At 58.6% G+C, this 16115-nt stretch carries 17 protein-coding genes; 6 read left to right on the top strand and 11 right to left on the bottom strand.

Features of this window, described 5'->3' with window-relative positions; genetic code table 11:
- Positions 1-7: 7 nt before the first annotated feature.
- The 4 genes from FGL86_RS13595 to FGL86_RS13580 form a co-directional block, all read right to left on the bottom strand.
- A complete protein-coding gene (locus FGL86_RS13595; RefSeq protein WP_147185072.1) occupies positions 8-679 on the bottom strand; it encodes a TorD/DmsD family molecular chaperone in 672 nt (223 codons plus the stop codon).
- A complete protein-coding gene (locus tag FGL86_RS13590; RefSeq protein WP_147185070.1) occupies positions 676-2412 on the bottom strand; it encodes a 4Fe-4S dicluster domain-containing protein in 1737 nt (578 codons plus the stop codon). Before FGL86_RS13590 ends, FGL86_RS13595 begins: the two co-directional genes overlap by 4 nt.
- A 162-nt stretch (positions 2413-2574) precedes the next feature.
- Positions 2575-3177 carry a DUF3306 domain-containing protein gene (locus FGL86_RS13585; protein WP_147185068.1) on the bottom strand — a complete coding sequence of 201 codons (603 nt, stop codon included), beginning with the start codon at positions 3175-3177 and terminating at the stop codon, positions 2575-2577.
- A complete protein-coding gene (locus FGL86_RS13580) occupies positions 3174-3632 on the bottom strand; it encodes a DUF3305 domain-containing protein (RefSeq protein WP_147185066.1) in 459 nt (152 codons plus the stop codon). Before FGL86_RS13580 ends, FGL86_RS13585 begins: the two co-directional genes overlap by 4 nt.
- A 118-nt stretch (positions 3633-3750) precedes the next feature.
- Between FGL86_RS13580 and FGL86_RS13575 the strand changes: the two genes are divergently transcribed.
- A complete protein-coding gene (locus FGL86_RS13575; RefSeq protein ID WP_147185065.1) occupies positions 3751-4644 on the top strand; it encodes a formate dehydrogenase accessory sulfurtransferase FdhD in 894 nt (297 codons plus the stop codon).
- Here FGL86_RS13575 and FGL86_RS13570 read toward each other — a convergent pair.
- Complete coding sequence (locus FGL86_RS13570) at positions 4629-5585, bottom strand: histone deacetylase family protein (protein WP_147185064.1); 957 nt, start codon at positions 5583-5585, stop codon at positions 4629-4631. The two genes, FGL86_RS13575 and FGL86_RS13570, sit on opposite strands and share 16 nt — an antisense overlap.
- Positions 5586-5707: 122 nt before the next feature.
- Here FGL86_RS13570 and FGL86_RS13565 point away from each other — a divergent pair, with 122 nt between their 5' ends.
- From FGL86_RS13565 to FGL86_RS13550, 4 genes are all read left to right on the top strand, one after another.
- A complete protein-coding gene (locus tag FGL86_RS13565; protein ID WP_147185063.1) occupies positions 5708-8455 on the top strand; it encodes a bifunctional acetate--CoA ligase family protein/GNAT family N-acetyltransferase in 2748 nt (915 codons plus the stop codon).
- Between the two features lie 132 nt (positions 8456-8587).
- Entirely contained in the window at positions 8588-9790 is a 1203-nt protein-coding gene (locus tag FGL86_RS13560; RefSeq protein ID WP_147185061.1) for a quaternary amine ABC transporter ATP-binding protein, read from the top strand.
- Complete coding sequence (locus FGL86_RS13555) at positions 9790-10629, top strand: ABC transporter permease (protein ID WP_147185060.1); 840 nt, start codon at positions 9790-9792, stop codon at positions 10627-10629. Before FGL86_RS13560 ends, FGL86_RS13555 begins: the two co-directional genes overlap by 1 nt.
- Before the next feature lie 73 nt (positions 10630-10702).
- Entirely contained in the window at positions 10703-11599 is an 897-nt protein-coding gene (locus FGL86_RS13550; protein WP_147185058.1) for a glycine betaine ABC transporter substrate-binding protein, read from the top strand.
- 95 nt (positions 11600-11694) lie between these two features.
- Here the strand turns inward: FGL86_RS13550 and pdxH are convergent, their stop codons facing one another.
- The 3 genes from pdxH to FGL86_RS13535 form a co-directional block, all read right to left on the bottom strand.
- Complete coding sequence (pdxH, locus tag FGL86_RS13545) at positions 11695-12336, bottom strand: pyridoxamine 5'-phosphate oxidase (RefSeq protein ID WP_147185057.1); 642 nt, start codon at positions 12334-12336, stop codon at positions 11695-11697.
- A 66-nt stretch (positions 12337-12402) separates the two neighbouring features.
- Positions 12403-12744 carry a branched-chain amino acid transporter permease gene (locus FGL86_RS13540; RefSeq protein WP_147185056.1) on the bottom strand — a complete coding sequence of 114 codons (342 nt, stop codon included), beginning with the start codon at positions 12742-12744 and terminating at the stop codon, positions 12403-12405.
- A 3-nt stretch (positions 12745-12747) separates the two neighbouring features.
- Positions 12748-13449: an AzlC family ABC transporter permease gene (locus FGL86_RS13535; protein WP_246131633.1), complete on the bottom strand. Its 702-nt coding sequence runs from the start codon at positions 13447-13449 to the stop codon at positions 12748-12750.
- Positions 13450-13547: 98 nt separating this feature from the next.
- On the opposite strand from FGL86_RS13535, the gene FGL86_RS13530 reads away from it, so the two are divergent.
- A complete protein-coding gene (locus tag FGL86_RS13530; RefSeq protein WP_147185054.1) occupies positions 13548-14228 on the top strand; it encodes a cytochrome b/b6 domain-containing protein in 681 nt (226 codons plus the stop codon).
- Between the two features lie 92 nt (positions 14229-14320).
- On the opposite strand, the gene FGL86_RS13525 is transcribed toward FGL86_RS13530, so the two are convergent.
- The 3 genes from FGL86_RS13525 to wrbA form a co-directional block, all read right to left on the bottom strand.
- A complete protein-coding gene (locus tag FGL86_RS13525; RefSeq protein ID WP_147185052.1) occupies positions 14321-14794 on the bottom strand; it encodes a c-type cytochrome in 474 nt (157 codons plus the stop codon).
- 163 nt (positions 14795-14957) lie between these two features.
- A complete protein-coding gene (locus FGL86_RS13520; protein ID WP_147185051.1) occupies positions 14958-15359 on the bottom strand; it encodes a DUF2069 domain-containing protein in 402 nt (133 codons plus the stop codon).
- Positions 15359-15979: an NAD(P)H:quinone oxidoreductase gene (wrbA, locus tag FGL86_RS13515; RefSeq protein WP_147185050.1), complete on the bottom strand. Its 621-nt coding sequence runs from the start codon at positions 15977-15979 to the stop codon at positions 15359-15361. Before wrbA ends, FGL86_RS13520 begins: the two co-directional genes overlap by 1 nt.
- Positions 15980-16115: the final 136 nt, after the last annotated feature.

The following is a 16115-nucleotide window of genomic DNA, read 5'->3' as shown; positions in this document are numbered from 1 at the left end:
TCCTTCATCAGTCCGAGGCGCCCGCAGGGGTGTCCAAGGAGACGCTCGCAATCAGATCGGATGAGGTGTCTTGTTTATCCATTAATACTAGCCGCTCTCGCTCAAGAGCGAAAAAATGCTGGCCGAGTTCTCCCAGGCAGGCGTAGAAGGGTGTCTCGACTCGGGCCAGGTCCGCCATGCAGCGCTCCGCCCAAGGCGCTATATGGCGCAAGAAAAAAGTCGCTTCGCTCTTGTTGACGGTCTCGCTGGCGGACTCGATCAGCAAAGCCATGACTTCGCAGAGCGCCGCCAGATGATCCTCTGGATCGTTGCTGTGGGCCGCCCGGGCGATGCCCAGCCGGCGCAGATCCCGGCGCAGGACAATTAGAGGCTCGTCCATTAGCCTGCCGTTCCAGTACCAGGAGGCGTAAGGCACGACGTCCCCCTGAATGACCCCGACCAGGTGCCCGAAGTGCGCTTGAGTCAGCGCATCCGGATTGCTGTTTGCCGCGGCGCGGGCTAGGGCTTGCCAGTGGAGGGCAAGCGGGCTGTCGTCTTCCTCGATTTCGAGACCGCCCAGCCAGTCCAGCAGATCCACGTCCGGCGCGGCGAGCAGCAAGGCACCCAGCAGGCGATAGATATCCGCGCGCAGGGCACGTTCGTCGTCGAAGGTTGGAGTGAAATCGTTTAGTGATGTCATATCTTCAACTGTGCCAGTGGGTCGCGGCCCAGATTTTTCCAGACATCCCTGACTCGGCAGTCTTCGCACATTTCCAGTCGAGAAACCGCGTTGCCGGCAAAATAAGGATGATCGGCGAGCTTGGCCTTGATGGTGGCGATGGCGCTCTGGCTGGCGAAAGGCTTGCCGCAGGCGATGCAGTGAAAGGGCGCCTCTTCCTTGCAGACATGTCGTCTTTCCCGATCCGGGTGGGCGAGAAAGCCGGGCTGCAGAACAATGGCGTTTTCCGGACAGTTCTTTTCGCACAGACCGCACTGGATGCAGTCCGCCTCGCGAAAGCTCAAGAGCGGGTGATCGTCGCCACCGGCCAGGGCCGGGGTCGGGCAAACCGCCACACAGGCCATGCAAAGGGTGCAGGCGGATTGGTTCACCTCGATGCCGCCGAAGGGCGCATCGCCGGGAAGGGGATGACGCTGGTCGTCCGCCTCGCCCTGATCCGCCAACCAGGCAAGGCTTGCATTCAGCCGGTCCCTTTTACTGGGGGTTGTGGTGTCCCGCTCGCACACCGCTAAAGGCGCCAGTCGCGGAATGGCGTCGCGAGCGTCTCGATCCGCTTCGCCGACGATGACAATACGCTCTCGCTGATGGCTCAGGGCCTCGAGCAGCCGGTGGGCCTGTTCGAGCTGATTTTCCAGCAGTTGGCAGAGACTGACGGGAATGCCCGTATGCCACTGAATCCGTACCTGGCTGGCGCCGTCCGCCAAGGCGCCAAGCCAGTGATCGAGTCCCGCGGCGCCCAGCTCTTCCAAAGGAATATCCAGCACATGGCCGGCGGGCGCATCAGTTTCACGTTCGCGATAGGCGGCGTCGACGAAACGCACCACCGGCGCTTCGCCACCGGCCTGGCGATAGGCCGCCAGCAGACGACGCATGTAGTCCTGCTGCTGCATCGGGCGGGGCAGGCGATATTCGATCGCCCCGCTGGGGCAGGCGCTGGTGCAGCTGCCGGCGCCGTGGCAAAGATAAGGGTCGATCTCGATATAGGATTCGATGCGCTGCTTCACGCTTTGGATCGCATCCGCCGGGCAGACCGAGAGACAACGGGTGCAGCCGATCTTGCCCCGGTCCTGGTGGGCGCAAAGCGCTGAGTTTATCTGCACATACTGGGGTTTTTCGAACTCGCCGATCTGATCGACCAGCGCATCCAGCGTCGGCTTCGGGTTGTCTTCCGCGCCCGGTGCGTGGAAATAGCCCGGCGACGTCAGCTCCAGGTTCATCAAAGGAGAGTCGCCGAGATCGAGCACCAGGTCGAAGGCGTCACGATTGAGGGCCGCCCTGGCCAGGTCGATCGGCCTATTGTCCTCGAGTTCGACAGAGTCCTCGAGCCACACGGAAAAACGCCCCAGATAACCGGAGAGAGAAACACGACGGCTGTGGTAGCAGGCAAGCGTCGAGGTCGTTTCGAGCGCCTCGGTGATGCTTTCATTCACGCCGGTCATGTCGCTTGGCGCATTGACCAACAGGGTAATCGACGCCAGGCCGTCGGCTTGTTGCAATAAGCTGGTGGCGCCTGAGTTCGAAACAAAAAGGCGCGCTTCAAGCTCACTGCCGATGATCAGCAGATGGCCGTGGCTGTTATAACCAAGGGCCGGGGCGGCGAGATTGACCGGCCAAGAGACTTGCGTCTGCGTCACAAGCCTGGCTTGGCGATTACGCTCGCCATCCCAGGGGGTTAGCGTAATACATTGATTCATGAAGTTTCATTGCCACGGTTTGTCACCTCGGGCTGAATTACCCGCCGGTGTCGATGGACGGCTTTGATTCGCCGCTCAAATCGTTGTTTCGATTGCTCTTATAATAATGGATTCTTGAAAGCAGATGTTGTTCCTACGCGCCCGAGGCGCAACGATTTTCTTTTATCTGGCTTCAAAATCTTGGTCGACGCTGGTCTCGGTGAATTCTAGCTCCTGCTCTGGCTTAGGATTCTGGCTGTCATTTTCGGCCTTGCTTTCCACGACGAACGGCTCTTCCTCCAGCGGAGGGGATTCCGAGGCTTCTTCAAGCTTTTGAGTCCATTGACGCAGGCGAGCGGAGATTTCCGCGCTCAAAGGCTTCTGCTGGCGAAAATCCTGGTCATAGTCGTCGAGACCGTCGCGTACATTGTAGCCCCCGGTAGCGAATAGCCGGCGCAGTGCTCGGCGGCGCAGTCCTTGGCTGACACCTTGCTGTAGATAGGCAGAAAAATCGCTGCCCGCCTCGAGGCTTTCCGGGTCCGGCAAGGTTTCGTCCAGAGAAATCGAATCGTCAGCCTGATCGTCAAGCGGTCCGACCTGAGCGCTTTTTTCGGGAAGGCCTTTTTCTGGCAGGTTGTTTTCCAGAGAACCGCTTTCAAAAGCGCTTTGCTCGAAAGCGGTATCCTCGAATATCGGATCCTCGCTCGCGATGCCATGAGTGCTCGCCGATGGCGTATCGGTGGGTTCACCGCGCTTGCGTCTGGACCAGCGGCTCAGGCGGCTCATGTCAGATTCTCCCGGGAGCGACCGGCTCCCTTGCGCTTTTTCTTGCGGCCTTCCACCGGCGCCTCACCATAGCGAGCCAGATACGCTTCGAGCCATAGCTGAATGGCTAGAGGCATGGCAACTTCCAGCACCTGCTGCTCGCCGTCCATCCAGGCGGCGGCGACTTCCTGACTCGCGGTGATCGCCTTGGGATCGGGGGTCGTGCCGGAAAAGCCGCAGCGCAGAAAAAGCCGCGGTGTGTCGCTTTGCAGATTGAAGCGGTAGGCGGCCCGTTCGGTCATATAGAGTTGCAGATCGACCACAAAAGGCCCGGTCGCATTCGGTGCCAGATCAGCAATACGCCATTGGGTGGCGCTGAATCCCTTGACTGTGTGGGTGCTTGCCTCCAAGGCAAAGCTCAGGGTCTTGCGGTAGGTTGCTTGACGACGGTCAGAAAGCGACGTATCAGATGCCATGGATGGGAACACTCTCCTGCCAAGCGGTAATATCACCCATGAGACGCCTTCGTCATTGCCGGGTCAAGTCGCTTGACCTGCGGGTGACAAGATTCAGCAAGTTTCCAAGGAGTATTTAATGCCTACGGATTCCTCTCATCCTGTTTCCAGCCAAATCCGTTTAAGCCATGCGCGGCTGCCCGCGACGCTGGAAATTCAGGTGATGGATGAATATGGCGTCATGCGGTCCCAGTCCATCGCCGCGGAGCGTGCCTTGACGGTCTACCTGAACCGACGGGAAATCGTCACCTTGATGACCCTGGGCGCGGATCCTGAAGCCTTGGTGGTCGGCTATCTGCGCAATCAGGGCTTGATCGGGGCCCGTGAGGATCTGGAAGCGGTGTTCGTCGATTGGGAAGTGGAATCCGCGGCAGTGGTCAGTCGTCATATCCCGGAGGATATCGAGGAGCGTCTTGGTCGGCGTACCGTGACCACCGGCTGCGGGCAGGGAACCGTTTTCGGGCGCCTGCTCGAAGCCACGGATGCCAGGCCGTTGGTGGGCGCCGGCCTGCGCCAGTCGGTGCTTTATCAGCTGCTGGAAAATCTGGGAGCCTATAACGAAACCTACCGTAGCGCCGGAGCGGTACATGGTTGTGCGCTTTGCCGCGGGGATCAGGTGCTGGATTTCGTCGAAGACGTGGGGCGACACAACGCGGTGGATACCTTGGCGGGGCGCCAATGGCTCATGACGCAGCCCGGCGTGGAGCAGCCCGGCGTGGAGCAGCCGGACAGTTTCTATACCACCGGTCGGCTGACCTCGGAAATGGTGCTCAAGGTGGCGCAGATGGGTATCAGCATTCTGATTTCCCGCTCCGGGGTCACCCAGAACGGCGTCGAACTGGCCAATCGTTTCGGCGTGATGCTGATCGCCCGGGCCAAGGGGCGCCATTTCCAGGCGATTCACGCGTCGGGACGGCTCGAGCTGGACGCCGTCCCGGTGCCTCGACCCGGAGATCGTCAACGCGCCAGGTAGGAATCACATATCTTGTAAGGCTGGCCAAGCAGCGCCTTGACATGGGCGCTGACGCCGCGGCCCAGCGCTTCCAGGCAGTAGCCGCCCTCGAGCACCGACACCAGTCGATTTTCCGCGTAGAGCGCGGCAATCTCCATGCAAAGCTGAGTCACCCAGTGGTAATCCTCGTCTTCCAGGTTCAATTCCGCCATTGGATCTTCTCGATGCGCGTCGAAGCCTGCGGAGACCAGTAGGATTTCCGGCTTGAAGGCATGCAGTGCCGGCAGCCAGTCCTTTTCGATGGCCTGGCGGAAGGCCGGCCCATCCGTGCCGGCGGGCAGGCGCGTATTGACGATGTTGTGATGTTCGTCGCGCAGGTAGCGCCAGGGGTAGAAGGGATACTGAAAGCTGGTGCAGACCAGAACGCTGGGGTCGTCCTTGAAGATGTCCACGGTGCCGTTGCACTGATGCACGTCGAAATCGATGATGGCGACGCGCTGGGCGTGATAGCGGGCCTTGGCGTGAGCGGCGCCGATCGCCACGCTGTTGTAGAAGCAGAATCCCATGGCTTCCGACGCTTCCGCATGGTGGCCGGGCGGGCGCACCGCGCAGAAGACGTTGTCCGCCTGGCGACGATAGACCTGATCCACTCCGCGCACCACCGCTCCCGCCGCCAGCAGCGACGCCTCGAGGGAAAACGAGTTCATCAAGGTGTCGCTGTCCAGGGAAATCATGCCATGCTCCGGCACGCAGTCCTGCAGCGACTGCATGTGCCGAAGCGGGTGGACCCGGGCGACTTGTTCTTGCGTTGCGGGTTTGGCGTCCGTCTGCATGGTCTGCTGCAGCACGCCGTCAAGGGATAGCTGAGCGTGAATGGCCTCCAGACGTTTGGGGCTTTCCGGGTGTTCCGGTCCCATGAAATGATCGAAACAGGTAGGGTGGGTAATATAGGAGGTGATCATGGCGGACTCCACAGGTTCACTCTGACCATAAGGGGTCTGGTTCCTATTAGAGTAGTGTCAATAAGTCGTAGGCCAAGTGAAACCATCGACGGATTCATTCGCTTAACACGGAGGATAGACCCTTGAGTACCCGCTTCCTGCACAATTTCTTCGAGCCGAACAGTCTGGCGATCATCGGCGCTTCTGAGAAGCCCGCTTCCATGGGAGGAATAGTGGTTCGCAATCTCCAGGAAGCGGGTTTTCCCGGTACCATCGAAGTGGTCAATCCCAAGGGTTATGCCACGGTGTTCGGCCAGCCCTGCGTGCGCCGCATCTCACGCCTTTCCAAGGTCCCGGATCTGGCGATTCTCTGTTCGCCGATCGCCACGGTGCCTCAGGCCATCGAGCAGCTGGGACAACTGGGCGTGAAAGCGGCCCTGGTACTTTCCGGCGGCGCCTATCTGGATACGAAAAAAAGCGACAGCGGCTCGATTCGCGAGCGGATGCTGGACGCGGCGCGATGTTGCGGCATGCGCGTGCTGGGACCGGAATGTCTCGGGCTGATCGTGCCGGGGCGCAAGCTGAACGCGACCTATGCCAGTCAGCCAGTCAAACCGGGACGTGTAGCGTACCTGGGGCAGTCCGGCATGCTGGGCAATGCGATGATGGACTGGGCCGCGGGCAAGGGAATCGGTTTTTCCCATCTCATCACCCTGGGCAACAGCATCGACGTCATGCTTCCGGACCTGATCGACTACATCAATCAGTACTCCCCTGCTCAGGCGATGCTGCTGCACCTGGAATACATCCAGGATTCCCAGCACTTCATGACGGCGCTGCGGGAATCCTCTCGCAACCGCCTGGTACTGGCCATCAAGAGCGGGCGCACGGCGCAGTCGGATATCAGCGAGCTGCCGCCGACGCCGGGCCTGCTTCATCGCGATGTGGTATTCGACGCGGCCCTGGCCCGGGCCGGGGTGGTGCGAGTGGACGATTCCGATGAACTATTCGATGCCTTGGAAACCCTGACTCGCATGAAGCCGCTGCGTGGTGATCGTCTGGCGATCGTGTCCAACGGCCTGGGGCCGGCGATGCTGGCTATCGACAAGTTGATCAGCGCCGGGGGACGGCTTTCGCAGTTCGACGACGCCACCCAGAACGCGCTGATCGAAGGCGATTTCGATGTTTCCCTGCCCGGACACAACCCGGTGGATCTTGGCGGTGACGCCACGCCGGAGCGCTTTGTCGAGGCCATGGAGATCATTGCCCAGGATCCCAACGTGGATACCATTCTGCTGGTGCATGCACCCACGCGGCTGGCGCCTTCCAAGATGACCGCTCAGGCCATCGTGGCCCATCGTAAAAGCTTTCGTCGCAACCTGTTGACCAGTTGGATGGGCATGGAAGAAGCGGTTTCCGCGCGTTACGAATGCAACCTGGCAGGAATTCCTACCTATATCTCCCCGGAGAAGGCAGTCAAGGCCTTCATGCACATGGTGAACTACCAGCGGGTACAGACATTGCTGCAGGAAACGCCCCCCAGCATTCCGTTCACCACCAGCAAGGCGTCCCGTGAGGCTTGCCGAGACCTGATCCAGCAGGTGAAGCAGGAAGGACGCAGCTGCCTGAGCCATTCCGAAACCGCGCAGATCCTCGACGCCTACGGCATCACCACGGCAGCAAATCGATACGTGCAGACACCCGAAGAAGGCCGCGAGGTTGCAGCGACCTTCAAGGCGCCGATGGCGCTCAAGGCGATACACGAGGGCAACTGCGAGCCGTTCTGCTATCGGCGACATCCCTACAAGCTTTCCGCGGGACTGTTGCACGACCTGGATACCCCGGAAGAGGTGGCCGAGGGCATCGCTCGCATGAGCGCCAAGATGCACGAAACCTACCCGGATATCAATATACGCGAATACTGCCTGCAGCCCATGCTGCGCGGGCGACATTACATGCAGCTGTGCGCCGGGATCACTCGGGATCCGGTGTTCGGCCCTGTCATCGTGTTCGGCTTCGGTGGCTACAAGGTCAACGTGCTGGCGGATCGTCAGGTGGCGCTGCCGCCGTTGAACATGAACCTGGCAAGAGACCTGATCAAGAACACTCACGCCGCCAAGCTGATTCTCGAACATTCCCGAGACGCCCAGCGAGACATTCAACGCCTGTGCGAATTCCTGGTCAGGCTTTCCCAGATGGCGTCGGATCTGGTGGAACTCAAGGGACTGGAAATCAATCCGCTGCTGCTCAACCGGGACGGCTTGATCGCGCTGGATTTCACCATGGATCTTGGCGCTCCGGCGCGTCATGCGATCATGCCGTATCCGGAAGAGCTGAGAGAATGGGTGACCCTGAAAAACGGCATGCAGGTCGAAGTGCGTCCGGTGCGCGCGGAGGATGCGCCCTTGATCAACAGGTTCCATAACCATCTTTCCGAAGAGAGCATTCGCTTTCGTTACTTCCACAACAAGGCGGATCTCAGTCAGCGGGATCTCTCAATTCTCACCAGTATCAACTACGATCGACAGATGGCGTTCATCGCCGAATACCATCTCGAAGACGGCAGCAAGGAAATGCTGGGAGTGGTGCGGGTATGGAACGATTCCGACAATATTCGCACCGAATTCTCGGTCATCATTCGTGACGATATGCAGGGCCAGGGGCTTGGCAGTCTGCTGATGAAGAAAATGATCAGATACTGCAAAGACGTGGGAACTCTGGAGATGATCGGCAAGGTATTGATGAGTAATCATCCCATGCGCGGTCTGATGAAACATCTGGGTTTCAAGATGCGTTACAACATGGAAGAGCAGGTAGTGGACTGCACCCTGAGTCTCAATGAGCCCCAGAGCGACTGGCAGCGGCACCGCCTGGAAAGCCAGGTGGAGTGATTTTTATCACTATTTTTTATGGTTTGAAGGCATATTCATTAGCCGGTATGATGCGAGGCCATTGTAACCTAAGGTTATCAACTATCGTTGCGTGATTAATGCGCAAACCAACGCATCACATAGGCCTAGCCGATGAGCGACAGAAAATCCGTCAAGATCGAGGTGCGTGACCTGAGCAAGGTCTTTGGTCAGCACCCGAAGCGCGCCCTGGAGTTGCGCGATCAAGGACTCAATCGAGCCGAGATTCTCGAGAAAACCGGCCAGACATTGGCGCTTTCCAATATTTCCTTCGATGTGTATGAAGGCGAACTGCTGGTCATCATGGGGCTCTCGGGCTCCGGTAAATCGACCTTGATTCGCTGCCTCAACCGCCTGATCGAGCCCACGGAAGGCAGTATTGTCATTGATGGGGAAAATATCCCCGAACTCAATGCCAAGCAGCTGCTCGAATGTCGTCGTCGGCATTTCTCGATGGTGTTTCAGAACTTCGCCTTGTTTCCCCACCGTACCGTGCAAAAAAATGCGGAATACGGCCTGGAAATCCGCGGCATCGACAAGGCAACCCGCCGAGAGACCGCGCGTAAATCTCTCGAACAGGTAGGATTGAACGGCTGGGAGGATGCCTATCCCAATCAGCTGTCCGGCGGCATGCAGCAGCGGGTAGGACTGGCCCGGGCACTGGCCAACGATTCCAGCGTGCTGCTGATGGATGAAGCCTTTTCCGCCCTCGATCCTCTGATTCGCAAGGACATGCAGCAGGAACTTACCGAACTGCAGAGCCGTACCCAGAAGACCACGGTATTCATCACTCACGACCTGGACGAAGCGCTCAATATCGCCGATCGCATCATTCTGCTCAAGGACGGCGCGATCGTGCAGATCGGCACCCCGGAAGAGATATTGACCAGCCCCGCGGACGATTACGTCGAGCGCTTCATCGAAGGCGTGGACATGTCGCGAGTGCTGACCGCCTCTCACGCCATGCGCAAGGTACGAGCGACGGTCTGGCAGGGGGACGGCCCGCGTACCGCCCTGCACAAGATGCGTGACAACGGGTTGGATTCAATCTATGTCACCGATCGGCAGCGCAAGCTGATCGGCCTATTGGAAGCCGAGGCCGCGGACCAGGCCGTCAAGGCTGGCCACGACAGCATCGAAAATGCCATGACCCAGGATTTTCGTCGCGTGGGTCCTGATGAACCCCTGCACAATCTATTCGCCATGTTCAGCGACAAGAGCTTTCCGATCGCGGTGGTGAACGATGACCAGCGCCTGCTGGGTGTGGTGGTCAAGGGGGCGGTATTGGCGCAGCTGGCGGAAGCAGGAGAAGACTGATGGCTATCGAGATACCTCGTATCCCGCTGGGGGATTGGATCGAAGGCGGGCTTGATTTTCTGACCACGGAATACTCCGGTGTGACCCGCGGTATTTCTCGAATCACTCAGACCGGCATCAGCGGGCTCAACGACGGTCTGATGTGGCTGCCGGAATGGGCGCTGATGGCAATCATCGCGCTGCTATGCTGGAGCCTGGCCGGCATACGCCTGGCGATTGGCGCAATCATCGGTCTGGCGTTGATATGGAACCTGGATCTCTGGGATCCGATGATCGAATCCCTGACGCTGGTGGTGATCGCGACACTGGTGGCGGTGGTCATCGCGCTGCCGGTGGGCATCGCCGCGGCGCTTTCGGAAAAGCTCTACAAGCTGATCATGCCGGTGCTGGACTTCATGCAGACCATGCCGGCCTTCGTATACCTGATTCCCGCCATTCCCTTCTTCGGTATCGGCTCCGTCTCCGCCATCTTCGCCACAGTGATCTTTTCCATGCCGCCGGCGATTCGCTTCACCACCCTGGGCATTCGCCAGGTGCCCACGGAGTTGATCGAGGCTTCGGATGCCTTCGGCTCCACCCGCAGCCAGAAGCTGTTCAAGGTGCAGCTTCCACTATCGCTGCCGACGGTCATGGCAGGTATCAACCAGACCATCATGCTGGCCCTGTCGATGGTGGTGATCGCCGCCATGATCGGCGCGGATGGGCTAGGTAACGAAGTCTGGCGAGCGATCCAGCGTCTGCGTCCCGGAGATGGATTCGAAGCGGGTATTGCGGTGGTGATTCTCGCCATGCTGCTGGATCGCATGACTCAGGCGTTCCGCAAGAAGCGCAAGCAGTAAAGGCGAGATCATGAACGAGGTTTAAATGACTCGTGAGAGTCATCCAATAACCAGCAGGGTAAGGAGAAGCATCATGCAAACAATGAAACTTAAATTCCGTGGTGGCGCCATGCTGCTGGCGGCAAGCGTGGGAATGGCCGGTCTTGCCATGTCGGGTAACGTGCAGGCTCAGGAAGACAAGGGCACCGTGACTTTGGCCTACGTGGAGTGGGTGTCCACGGTCGCCTCCACCAACGTGGTGCGGGCGCTTCTGGAGGAGCGGGGTTACGACGTCAAGATGTCCTCGCTTTCCGGCGCTGCCATGTGGCAGGCACTTTCCTACGGCGACGCGGATGCCATCGTCGCCGCCTGGCTGCCCACCACTCACGAGGATTATTACGCCAAGGTAAAGGATAGCGTGGTCGATCTCGGCCCCAACCTGGAAGGTACCAAGCTTGGGCTGGTGGTGCCGAGCTACACGGAAATGGATTCCATCGAGGACATCAAGGAAAACCCGGACGCGCTGGACGGGCAGATCGTGGGCATCGACCCGGGTGCCGGCATCATGCGCCTCACCTACGATGTGATCGACGAGTATGATCTGGATGTGGATCTGCGCACCGGCAGCGGCGCCACCATGACCGCCGCCCTGGGCAATGCCATCAAGAACGAGGAGGACATTGCCGTTACCGGCTGGACACCGCACTGGATGTTCGCCCGCTGGGACGTCAAGTATCTGGACGATCCCAAGAACGTATACGGTGGCGCGGAAAAGATTCATACCATCGTGCGCGAGGGTTTCCAGGAAGACATGCCGGAAGCCGCCGCCGTTCTCGATAATTTCCATTGGTCCCCGGAGGACATGGAAGAAGTCATGCTGATGAATCTGGAAGAAGGGACCGATCCGCTGGAAAATGCCAAGAAGTGGATCGCCGACAACCGTGATCAGGTCGACGAGTGGCTGGAGGGCGTCGAGGAAACGCAGCAGTAGTAGTGCAGCGACAATCCCATGAAGCGCATGCGCCCGACCATCATGGTCGGGCGCTTTTTTCTAACTGCTGTTCGACTTTCTAACCGCTGTTCGACTCAAGGCGCCAGACGATAACGGCTCCAGTCGTCGCCGCGCAGTTCGTAGCGAATGCGATCGTGCAGACGGCTTGGCTGACCCTGCCAGAATTCCATCAGTCGCGGCATGATCAGATAGCCGCCCCAGTGCGCCGGTCGCGGAATATCCTGATCCGCATAGGCACTTTCGAAACGCTCCTGACGCCGTTCTATCCACTCACGATCGGGAATCTCGACGCTTTGCGTCGCCACCCAGGCCCCTAGCTGGCTTTCGCGCGGGCGGCTGGCGAAGTAACGGTCCGATTCTTCCGGCAAGACCTGGATCACTTCGCCTTCGATCCGTATCTGACGGCTCAGGGAAGGCCACCAGAAGACCACCGCGGCCTGAGGCACGTTGGCCAGTTCGCTGCCTTTATGGCTCTGGTAGTTGGTGTAGAAGGTCAGGCCTCGCTGATCATATCCCTTGAGCAGAACGATGCGCGCGTGAGGCATGCCTTGGCTATCCACCGTGGCCAGGGTCATGGCATTACCGTCGAGCCCCTCGCTTTCCAGGGCCAGGGTGAGCCACTCCTCGAAGAGTTCAAGCGGGGTATCGGGCATCTTGTCCGCATCCAGGTGTCCGCCTTCATAGTCGCGTCGAATATCGGCAATATCGCGTGTCATGATACTCATCCTGAAAAATTTATCCCATCTTCACCTTTGTCACCGTCAGGCTCAAGGAAAAATCCTTCACGGCGCCAGCTGCACCATCACCATGTAAAACCCGGTACCCGTCACAATCGATAGCAAGGCATTGCGACGCCAAAGGTGGAGTATGACTACACTCAGGGAAGCAAGAATCATCGGCCAGCCGTTCGGCGAGACATTCAACTGGCCATCGCTGAGCGGTCGAAAATCCTGCAGCGCGTAGAGCACCAGAATCAGCATGACCGCGGGGGGAAGATAGCGCCCCAAATGCAGGATCAGCGGATTATCCGCCTGTCGGGAAAGCGCGATGAAAGGCAGCACGCGTGTTGCCAGGGTCGCCAGGGCACACACAAGGATAAAGATCAGCAGCGAGGTCGTCGTCATGGCTCAGGTTCCAGGTAAGTCGCTTGTCTTGCGATTCCAGCGATAGTGGGCCAGCAGAATCAGACTGGCGGCACCGATGGCGCCCAGCAGCATGTGTTGAGCCGGCAGCAGCAGAATGGCACCGAGACCGGTCACCAGCGCAATCAGGAACGGCAGGCCTTGACGCAGCCGCTTCGCTTGTTCGAGGGTGAGTACAATGAAGAGAGCGGTCAAGGCGAATTCGATACCACTGCTGTCGAAATCCATGTTCGTGCCGATCAGCACGCCGACCAGCCCTCCCAACACCCACCAGAGGTGATTGAGCAGGCAGACGCGAAACGCCCAGCCGTGCTTTTGTTGATTGCCCTGGCCTTGAGAGGTCAACAGCGAATAGGTTTCATCCGTCAGGGAAAAGATCATGTAGGGCTTGCGCCAGCCGGCGCCCTGAAAGCGCTTGAGCAGCGATAGCCCGTAGAATGTATGACGCGAATTGAGCATCAGGGTGGCGACGGCGACTTCGATCAACCCTGCCTGATTGGCAAGCAGAGCGACCGCCAGGAACTGGCCGGCGCCGGCATAGATCACCAGCGACATCAGCAGGGCTGCCCACCAAGGCATACCGATTTCGATGGCGAGAATGCCGAAGGCCGCGCCTAGCGGAATATAACCGAACATGACGGGAAGCGTTGCGACTGTCGCCTCTCGCCATCGAGAATTAAGCGCCAAGAGTCACTCCTGCCGGGGCAGCTTCTGTAGGAGGCTTACTATATACTGGGTTCGATCGGCTGTCAGGGAATTACGGTCAAGTCAATGCGGAGAAACGTATGAAGCGCGTCATGGTCTGGGATCCGTGGGTCAGATTGTTTCATTGGATACTGGTAGGGGCGATGGCAGTATCGTTCTATACCATGAAAACCGAAGGCTATCCCTTGCTGTTTCCCATCGATTGGCACGCGCGAGCGGGTTACGTGGTGCTGGGCTTGATCCTGTTCCGCTGGTGCTGGGGGCTCATCGGCAGTCGTCATGCCCGATTCACCAGCTTTCTGCGCGGGCCGAGGCAACTGTGGAGCTACGGCAAACGCTTTGTTACCGGGGGACTGCCTGAATACGCCGGCCATAATCCTCTTGGCGGCTGGGTGGTGCTCGTGATGCTGCTGTCTCTCACCCTTCAGGGCGTCAGCGGCCTGTTCCTGCACGACGATATCTTGTTCGAGGCGCCGCTGTACGGCACCGTCGGCAAGAGCACCACCGGCAATCTCGCCACTCTGCATGTCTATAACGGCAATTTTCTGCTGATTCTGGTTGGTCTGCACCTGGTGGCGCTGGTAGTGCATCGAATAAAAGGCGAACGGCTGGTGGGCGCCATGTTTACCGGGCGCAAGCGTTTCGAAGGAGAGCCGGTGGACGGCGGTGGCGAGGTCGTGAAGCTGATGACAGGGCTGTGGCTGGCACTGATACCCTTGGCTTTGGCCACAGTCTTGGTCGTCTGGTTATGGAATAGCTGAGACAGGTATGAAAAATGGCGCGAACCGGAAGGTTCACGCCGCCAGAGTTAGAACCCTACCTTGTGATTCGCTAATGGAATTCGATAGCGGACTCAGTTCTCGGCCCGATATTCATCATGACAGTTTTTACAGGTCTTGCTGGTAGCAGCGACCTGTTTACGCAGGGCGGCGAAATCGTCGTCGTTCGAAACCACTTCCGCAAGTTTTGTCGCTTCTTCCTCGAAATCTTGCTGCTTCTTTTCGAAATCGTCCCAGTTGTCGCCGGTCTTGGCCAGCGCCGCGGTCTCGATGCCATGGCCGTCATTCCTGAGTGAGCCTTCGATAAAGCCTTCCCAGGGCATGACGGCAAGCTCTTGAACACGCTTGGCACGCATGGCGGCTTCTTCCGCATCGTAATCCATGTCGCCCTTGGCCATGGCGCCCAGTGGGCCGAAGTTCCAGGCCAGAGTGGTCAGGGCCGACTGACGATACTTGATTGCGTCTTCTACCTTGGTGCCATCCTGGGCCAGCGCCGCGCCGCTCATCAACAGAGTGCTTGCTACCGCGAGGCTAATCATGGTCTTCATCGCTATCTCCTTAGGTTCAGCATTTCCTGGCGCATATCGATTCAGGATCGGCTGGCGTTTGCCAACGCTATTTCTGTTGCTATTTCTGTTGCTATTTCTGTTATTACGCCAGTCGGAGCATAGCAGTTTCCGAATGAGAAAAATTCGATAAGCCGCCTATGCTTTAGTGACTAACGGATTTTTCCTGACGGCTCTTGAAACGCGCATAGCCGGCACTGGCAATGAATAGTCCCATGGAAGCCAGGGTAATGGCGCTTCCGAACCACATCTGGCCGGGGAGAGTGGCAATCATGACGCCTTGCATGAAATACAGCAGGCTGATGAAAGCCAGCCACGCATGACTACGCGCACGACACATCAGGATGGCGGGCAGAAACAACAGCAGGGGAATAACCCGCACCAGCAACGGCCCCCAGCCTCCCTGTTGGACATCATGCACCATGAAACCACCGTAGCAGAGCAGCAGTACAAGCACGATGTAGCAGACGATTACCCACCGTCTGGAGCCGCTGACCAGGGAATCCAGTCCACGCCGCTGTTCCCAACGATCCATTTGCTTTCGCATCAGCGTTGCCTCCGCATGGCATCCAGGGCCAGGGCGAGTCTAGCGAGCCGTCGTCCTTGAGCCTGGCATAGCTTGCGTTCGATATCATCCAGGGGACGATCGCTGGCGGTACCCGCGAGATGACTGGCACCGTAGGGCGTGCCGCCGCCAACCGTATCGAACAGCTCGGTTTCGCTATAGGGAACGCCAGCGTAGACCATGCCTTGATGTAAAAGCGGTAATAGCATGGAAAGCAGGGTGCTTTCCTGGCCGCCATGGGGGCTCGAGGTGGAAGTGAAGGCGGTAGCGGGTTTATCGATCAAGGCGCCATTCATCCATAGTTCGCTGGTGGAGTCGATGAAATACTTCATGGGCGCCGCCATGTTGCCAAAACGGGTAGGGCTTCCCAGGGCAAGCCCCGTGCAATGACGCAGATCGTCGAGGGTGGCATAGATCGCGCCCTCTTCCGGAATCTCCGGATCCACCGCCTCGCAGGTACGTGAGACGGGAGGGACGGTTCTTAGTCGAGCGCTAATGCCGGATTGAGATTCGATACCCGCCACGAACTGTTCCGCCATAGCGCGGGTCGCGCCGGATCGGGAATAAAAGAGAACCAATACATAAGGAAGAGGGTCACTCATCAAGACATCCTTGATCGATTGAAAGAACCTAGGTTGATCCATTGTAGAGGCCTTGAAAAGCGGCTCACAAGAAACGCTTTTTTATACCGTTATCTTTTCTAATTTTAAAAAATTGGAAAAGAATAATTATTTATCA

This window comes from Pistricoccus aurantiacus (genome assembly GCF_007954585.1).
GTDB lineage: Bacteria > Pseudomonadota > Gammaproteobacteria > Pseudomonadales > Halomonadaceae > Pistricoccus > Pistricoccus aurantiacus.
The sequence above is the reverse complement of the archived record's forward strand: the minus strand, read 5'-3'. Positions and strand labels throughout refer to the sequence as shown.

Coding starts and splice junctions, on each gene's coding strand:
- FGL86_RS13595 (WP_147185072.1), bottom strand. CDS start 679: ATGACATCACTAAACGATTTCACTCCAACCTTCGACGACGAACGTGCC.
- FGL86_RS13590 (WP_147185070.1), bottom strand. CDS start 2,412: ATGAATCAATGTATTACGCTAACCCCCTGGGATGGCGAGCGTAATCGC.
- FGL86_RS13585 (WP_147185068.1), bottom strand. CDS start 3,177: ATGAGCCGCCTGAGCCGCTGGTCCAGACGCAAGCGCGGTGAACCCACC.
- FGL86_RS13580 (WP_147185066.1), bottom strand. CDS start 3,632: ATGGCATCTGATACGTCGCTTTCTGACCGTCGTCAAGCAACCTACCGC.
- FGL86_RS13575 (WP_147185065.1), top strand. CDS start 3,751: ATGCCTACGGATTCCTCTCATCCTGTTTCCAGCCAAATCCGTTTAAGC.
- FGL86_RS13570 (WP_147185064.1), bottom strand. CDS start 5,585: ATGATCACCTCCTATATTACCCACCCTACCTGTTTCGATCATTTCATG.
- FGL86_RS13560 (WP_147185061.1), top strand. CDS start 8,588: ATGAGCGACAGAAAATCCGTCAAGATCGAGGTGCGTGACCTGAGCAAG.
- FGL86_RS13555 (WP_147185060.1), top strand. CDS start 9,790: ATGGCTATCGAGATACCTCGTATCCCGCTGGGGGATTGGATCGAAGGC.
- FGL86_RS13550 (WP_147185058.1), top strand. CDS start 10,703: ATGCAAACAATGAAACTTAAATTCCGTGGTGGCGCCATGCTGCTGGCG.
- pdxH (WP_147185057.1), bottom strand. CDS start 12,336: ATGACACGCGATATTGCCGATATTCGACGCGACTATGAAGGCGGACAC.
- FGL86_RS13540 (WP_147185056.1), bottom strand. CDS start 12,744: ATGACGACGACCTCGCTGCTGATCTTTATCCTTGTGTGTGCCCTGGCG.
- FGL86_RS13530 (WP_147185054.1), top strand. CDS start 13,548: ATGAAGCGCGTCATGGTCTGGGATCCGTGGGTCAGATTGTTTCATTGG.
- FGL86_RS13525 (WP_147185052.1), bottom strand. CDS start 14,794: ATGAAGACCATGATTAGCCTCGCGGTAGCAAGCACTCTGTTGATGAGC.
- FGL86_RS13520 (WP_147185051.1), bottom strand. CDS start 15,359: ATGCGAAAGCAAATGGATCGTTGGGAACAGCGGCGTGGACTGGATTCC.
- wrbA (WP_147185050.1), bottom strand. CDS start 15,979: ATGAGTGACCCTCTTCCTTATGTATTGGTTCTCTTTTATTCCCGATCC.